The organism is Burkholderia sp. Bp9099 (genome assembly GCF_003857805.1).
Classification (GTDB): domain Bacteria; phylum Pseudomonadota; class Gammaproteobacteria; order Burkholderiales; family Burkholderiaceae; genus Burkholderia.
Genome location: NZ_QTPU01000018.1, coordinates 168,641 through 174,640 on the forward strand (window position 1 = coordinate 168,641; position 6,000 = coordinate 174,640).

The 6,000-nt window shown below is 61.8% G+C and carries 5 protein-coding genes and 1 pseudogene; 3 read left to right on the plus strand and 3 right to left on the minus strand.

The genetic code is table 11. The annotated features are described in order from the left end of the window. Nucleotides 1-72 precede the first annotated feature (72 nt). The 3 genes from rpsU to DIE17_RS22165 all read right to left on the minus strand — a co-directional run bounded on the left by rpsU (nt 73) and on the right by DIE17_RS22165 (nt 3,042). Entirely contained in the window at nt 73-285 is a 213-nt protein-coding gene (rpsU, locus tag DIE17_RS22155; RefSeq protein WP_006479415.1) for a 30S ribosomal protein S21, read from the minus strand. Between the two features lie 105 nt (nt 286-390). Further along, a complete protein-coding gene (locus DIE17_RS22160) occupies nt 391-1,611 on the minus strand; it encodes an NAD(P)/FAD-dependent oxidoreductase (RefSeq protein ID WP_124921303.1) in 1,221 nt (406 codons plus the stop codon). Nucleotides 1,612-2,103: 492 nt separating this feature from the next. Beyond that, the gene (locus tag DIE17_RS22165) at nt 2,104-3,042 is read right to left on the minus strand and encodes a LysR family transcriptional regulator (RefSeq protein ID WP_124521942.1); all 939 of its coding nucleotides are present in this window, start codon (nt 3,040-3,042) and stop codon (nt 2,104-2,106) included. 119 nt (nt 3,043-3,161) lie between these two features. Here DIE17_RS22165 and DIE17_RS22170 point away from each other — a divergent pair, with 119 nt between their 5' ends. From DIE17_RS22170 to DIE17_RS22180, 3 genes and pseudogenes are all read left to right on the plus strand, one after another. Then, nucleotides 3,162-4,493 carry an MFS transporter gene (locus DIE17_RS22170; RefSeq protein ID WP_124921304.1) on the plus strand — a complete coding sequence of 444 codons (1,332 nt, stop codon included), beginning with the start codon at nt 3,162-3,164 and terminating at the stop codon, nt 4,491-4,493. Then, nucleotides 4,490-5,896, plus strand: coding sequence for an FAD-binding oxidoreductase (locus DIE17_RS22175; protein ID WP_124921305.1), 1,407 nt, complete (start codon nt 4,490-4,492; stop codon nt 5,894-5,896). The genes DIE17_RS22170 and DIE17_RS22175 overlap by 4 nt, the downstream gene beginning before the upstream one ends. Before the next feature lie 11 nt (nt 5,897-5,907). Continuing rightward, nucleotides 5,908-6,000 (plus strand): annotated as a pseudogene (locus tag DIE17_RS22180) (electron transfer flavoprotein subunit beta/FixA family protein); the annotation flags it as partial.

Below are 6,000 nucleotides of genomic sequence, written 5' to 3' on the forward strand. Positions count from 1 at the left end.
GGCCCCGGAACGAGGCCGATCGTGCGGAGGTCGCCGGTGCGCCGCTCAGCGAACCGCGCGGCGCTCAATCGTTCAGTACAGCTTCTTCGGCAGCGTCTGGCTGCGAATCCGCTTGTAATGACGCTTCACCGCAGCAGCCTTCTTGCGCTTGCGCTCGGCGGTCGGCTTTTCGTAGAACTCCCGCGCACGAAGCTCGGTCAGCAGACCGTTCTTCTCGATCGTGCGCTTGAAGCGACGCATGGCGACTTCGAACGGCTCGTTTTCTTTAACGCGAATGATCGTCATGATCCGACACGAATAAAGGTTTGCAGGGAAGACTTACGAGTATAGCAGAGCGTCGTGCAAAGACATAAGGGCCGGGTCCCGTCAACGGCAGGGCGCGCAGCCGTGTCAGACGCCGCGCGAGAACTCCGCCGCAGCCTGCCCGGCCGCCGTGCCGGACGCCCATGCCCACTGGAAGTTGTAACCGCCGAGCCAGCCCGTCACGTCCACCGCCTCGCCGATGAAGAACAGCCCCGGCACCCGCGCGCTCATCATCGTCGCCGACGACAGTTCGCGCGTATCGACGCCCCCTTTCGTCACCTCGGCCTTCTTGTAGCCCTCGGTGCCGTTCGGTGTCAGCGTCCAGCCGGACAGCGCGTCGCCGATCTGGCGCAGCGTCTTGTCGGGCAGGTCCGCGAGCCGCGCGTCGGCCGCGACGCGGTGCGTGTCGAGCCAGACGTGGGCGAGGCGCGACGGCACCCAGTCCGCGAGCAGCGAGCCGATCTGCCGCTTCGACGTGTGCTTCGCGTCGAGCAGGTCGGCCACCGCGTCGCGCTGCGGCAGCAGGTCGATACGGATCGGGTCGCCCGACTGCCAGTAGCTGGAGATCTGCAGGATGCCCGGGCCCGACAGGCCGCGATGGGTCAGCAGCAGGTCCTCGACGAATTCGCCGCCGCGCTTCTTGTCGCCGGTCGACACGCGCACTTCGAGCGACACGCCGGACAGCGCCGCGAACGGCTCCCAGTCCTGCGACGCAAAGGTGAGCGGCACGAGCGCGGGCCGCGTATCGACGAGCTTGTGGCCGAACTGCTTCGCGAGCCGGTAGCCGAAGTCGGTGGCACCGATCTTCGGGATCGACAGGCCGCCGGTGGCGACGATCAGCGCGCGTGCGCGGATCGGCCCCGCCTGCTGCGTGTCGAGCGTGAAGCCGTCGGACGGCGCGTGGCGCACCGCGTCGACGACCACCGGCCGGCGCCAGGCGATGCCGCCCGCGTCGCATTCATGCTTCAGCACGTCGATGACCGCGTCGCTGCCGTGATCGCAAAAGAGCTGCCCCTTGTGCTTTTCGTGCCAGGTCACGTGGTGGCGCTTGAGGAGCCCGAGGAAGTCGCGCGGCGTGTAGCGCGCAAGCGCCGAGCGCGCGAAATGCGGATTCGACGACAGGTAGTTGTCGGGACCCGCATGGAGGTTCGTGAAGTTGCAGCGGCCGCCGCCCGAGATGCGGATTTTCTCGGCGAGCCGCGGCGCATGGTCGATCAGCACCACGCGGCGGCCGAGTTGCCCGGCGACCGCGGCGCTCATCATCCCGGCGGCGCCCGCGCCGATCACGGCGATGTCGTAAGTTTCCATGGCGCGGTTTGTTCAGGAACTTTGCATAGGCTATGAATTATGCATATTTATCAGCCACTTAGAGGTAGGCGACTGATGAATATCTTGAGGAAGGGCGAATGATACATGCGACGGCGGAGAACGCAACGCTTGGATGGCCGCAGCTTCGATTCTCAGGTAGGGCGCATGCAACCGCGAATCGACAGCCTTCGTCCTTGCTGATCGCCAGGAGAACCTGAATGCGGCTGAACTCCGCGACCAGCGACTCCTCATCAGCAGCCGGCCCTATCCCGGTTTCCCGATCCTGCTTTGGGACAGCATGGAGGGTTGTCGTTCGGTCAACAGGTTTCAGCTCAGCCTGCGTGATATCCAAGAGCGGCTGTTCGAGCGCGGATCAACCTTGTATCGATACATTCCGGACAACCGAAGCTCGCGACATTTTCCCAAATTCAAATCGTGGCTCCGATTTCGAATCGGCACGTTGGACGGCCGTACCCGTGCGACAGCACTGGATCAACATTTGACGCGTCGCCCAGCTATTCCAAGCGACTCCATACCACTCAACGAGTCTACAAGGTATTGACGGAAGCCCTCAGCGGCTGGCGAGACCGCGCGGCTTGCTGAATGGTAAAGGCATACTTGGCGCATGACTTCCGGCTCTACAATCCGGCGCATAACCAAACCAAGCGGTCGCGCCAGCAGGCCGACATACGCCGGCGCCAACGTCAACGCAAGTCCAACCGCTGCCATCCCAAGAGCGGTGCTGATGTTGTCGACGACGTCCATAGGCGCGATACGCTCGTCGTCAGCGACGCCTGCGCGCATCAGTGAAACGTTACGTTCATAGTCTCGACCCGCCGCGACAACCGGCTGCTTTCGCAGGTCGGACCACGTAATCCGTCCACGTTTAGAGAGAGGATTGTCCGGCGCGCACCAGAGCACCCAGGGGCTTTTGAACAGTTCGATACGCGCCACGTCATCACCGACCGTCTGATCGGGGCCGACTCCGAGGTCGACGTCTCCGTTGGCAACCATGTCTACAAGGTTATCGACTGCCGCATCCCGAATCCGTATCACCACCTTGGGATGCGTTTGCCCGTATCTCTTAATCGCAGTGGGCATCATCGTCGTCGCGATTACAAGCGGAGCTGCAATCCGAACGATCCCTGCGGCGCGATTCCGTATATCGTCCGCCGCGGCCTGAGCCAGTTCGATATTCCTCATCACGCTCTTCGCGTGAACGACGAACTCCCGGCCGGCCGGCGACAGTGCCACGCTACGCGTGGTGCGATCGAACAGGCGAAAGCCCACACCGCTTTCGAGTTCCGCAATCAGCAGACTTACGGCGGACGGCGACAAGTTCAGGCGCTCGCCAGCTCGCGCAAAGTTGCGAACATCCGCCACGGCAAGGAAAGCAGCAAGCTGCCTCGGCGTGAATCTGGCCCCGGACATGCGCCCTCCATTGAACAGTTTTTCTCGATAATAGGTCAGAAATCATCGTTTGTCTTATTGAATAGCCCGACGCAAACTTTCGCCACAAAGACCGACTATTCCAACTCAGGAGACACACTGTGGCGCAATCATTCACCGCGCACCTCGAGCAGGAGGAACAGCTCGAAGAACGCGCTTACTCGATCGTTACCTGGCGGCTTGTGCCGTTCCTCTGTCTGTGCTTCGTCATCGCGTTCCTCGATCGCGTCAACATCGCGTTCGCGAAATTGCAGATGGTGTCGGAGCTGGGCTGGAGCGAGCAGATCTACGGTTTCGGCGCCGGAATCTTTTTTCTCGCGTATTTCGTATGCGAGGTTCCGAGCAATCTGATCATGCATCGGGTCGGCGCACGCCGCTGGATCGCCCGAATCATGATTTCCTGGGCCGTGCTGACGGGCCTCATGGCATTCGTGCACACGACGACGGCCTTCTATGTGATCCGCTTCCTGATTGGCGCCGCCGAAGCGGGCTTCTTCCCTGGGATCATCCTCTACCTGACATATTGGTATCCAGCGAAGCGCCGAAGCCGCGTGATCGCAACATTCATGACCGCCATTCCGATCGCCGGCGTCTGCGGCGGCATTCTCTCAGGATGGATTCTGTCGACGTTTCACGGCGCGGCTGGTTTATCCGGGTGGCAATGGCTGTTTGTGCTCGAGAGCGTACCGTCGCTGATTGTCGGCATCGCTGCATTGTTCTATCTCGACGACAGTATCCGCAACGCGAAGTGGCTGGACGACGAAGCGCGCGTCCGGCTGATTGCAAACATCGAAGCAGAGTCGAAGAACAAACAAACGGTATCGCTTTCCGAAGCGTTGCGCCGGCCCGCAGTATGGCTGCTGGCGTTCGCGTACTTCGGTGCCGCGATGGGTCAGTATGGTTTCGGTTTCTGGCTTCCGTCGATCATCAAACACATGGGCGTCGCGTCTGCGCTGAATGTGGGCCTGCTGTCGGCAATTCCATACGCGTTCGGCATCGGCGCGATGCTGGTGGTCGGGCGTAGCGCGGATCGAAGCGGTGAGCATCGCTGGCACTATCTCATACCGTGCGCTGCCGCGGCTCTCGGGCTCGTCGCGAGTGCGCTGTACAGCGGCCAGCAGGTGGTTTCGCTTGTGGCGCTGACGGTTGCCTGCATGGGATTGCAGTGCCTTGCGCCTGTGTTCTGGCGCATTCCAACTTCGTTGCTGGGTGGGGTTGCTGCGGCCGCTGGCATCGCACTGGTCAATTCGATCGGCAACCTTGCCGGGTTCGTCAGCCCTTACATGATCGGTTGGATCGTAGACCGCACGGGCAGCGCGAGCGTCGCGCTTTACGTCACCGCAGCGTTTCTACTGCTGTCGGCCGGCATCGTCGCTGCGATGCCGCGCAATGCCGGGCGGGATCGGCAACTCAACATCGGACATACTCAATGACTCCATTCATCGAACAGCCTGTCGACCTATTCGTCGCAGCGCTCGAAAGCACGCTCGGCGACAGCTCGGTCGTGCTCGACTCGTCTGTCGCGTCGGCTCACGCCGGCGACTGGAGTGAAGCACCACATTGCATGCCGAGCATCGTCGTGTTCCCGCGCACGCCGCAACAGGTGGCGGCGACACTTGAGATCTGCAGCCGCTTTCGTCGCCGTGCTGTCGTGCAAGGCGGCTTGACGGGTCTCGCCGGTGGCGCGACGCCGCGCGAAGGGGAAATCGCGCTTTCGTTATCGAAGCTCGATGCAATCGAGGAAATCGACACCGTAGGCGGCACCGCCACCGTGCAGGCTGGCGTCGTTCTCGAAGAATTGCAGCAACGCGTCGAAGAACAAGGCTGGTACTTTCCGCTCGATCTCGGCGCTCGCGGTTCATGCCAGATCGGCGGCAACGCCGCTGTCAATGCTGGTGGTAACCGTGTGATCCGGTTCGGCACAATGCGCGATATGGTGCTTGGCCTCGAAGTCGCGTTGCCCGACGGGCGTCTGCTCAGCATGCTCAATCGCGTCACGAAAAACACAACAGGCGTAGATCTGAAGCACCTGTTCATCGGCAGCGAAGGTACTTTGGGCGTGATTACCAGACTCGTCCTCAAGCTTTCTCCGCTGCCAACGAGCGCATGCACTGCGCTCTGTGCGCTTCCGTCGTTTGACGCCGCAACGCAGCTCATACGCGACGCTCGCGCCACACTGCCGGGCCTCTCCGCGTTCGAGGTCATGTGGGACGACTTCATGGCCGCCGCTCGCGAAGTCCACAAGTTGCGGCCAGCCTTCGATGCCCCCGCGCCGGTGTACGCATTGCTGGAGACGCTCGGTACCGACGAAGCGGACGAACGGCGACAACTCGAGGAGTTTCTGGCCAATGCGTTCGACCACGGTCTCGCGACCGATGCCGTCGTAGCCCAATCGATCGACGACGCGCAGCGGCTTTGGGCCTATCGCGAAGCCATAGGCGAACTGCTGGCGCACCTCAAGCCGCATGCCGCTTTCGATGTTGGCGTTCCGATGGCAGCAATGGAGCGGTTCGTTGATTCGACGCGCAAAGCGCTGACGCAGCAGTTTGCGCGCCAACGTCACCTGTTCTTCGGCCATATCGGCGACGGAAATCTTCACGTGCTTTCGGGTCCCCACGACAGCCCGGACGACCTGCATCGCGTTGAAGATCTCGTCTACCGGGCAGTCGCCGACGTGGGCGGCTCGATCTCTGCCGAGCACGGCATCGGAGTCGTGAAGCGAGACTTTCTGCACCATAGCCGTTCTGCTGACGAGATTGCGTTGATGCAGGCGATCAAGGACCTGCTGGATCCGGCAGGCGTACTGAATGCTGGTCGGATTCTACGAAAAGACTGAACGGAAGATACATGAAGATAATCGTCGCAGTGAAAAGAGTGGTCGATTACAACGTGAAGGTCCGCGTGAAGTCGGACAACACGGGCGTCGACATCGCGAACGTG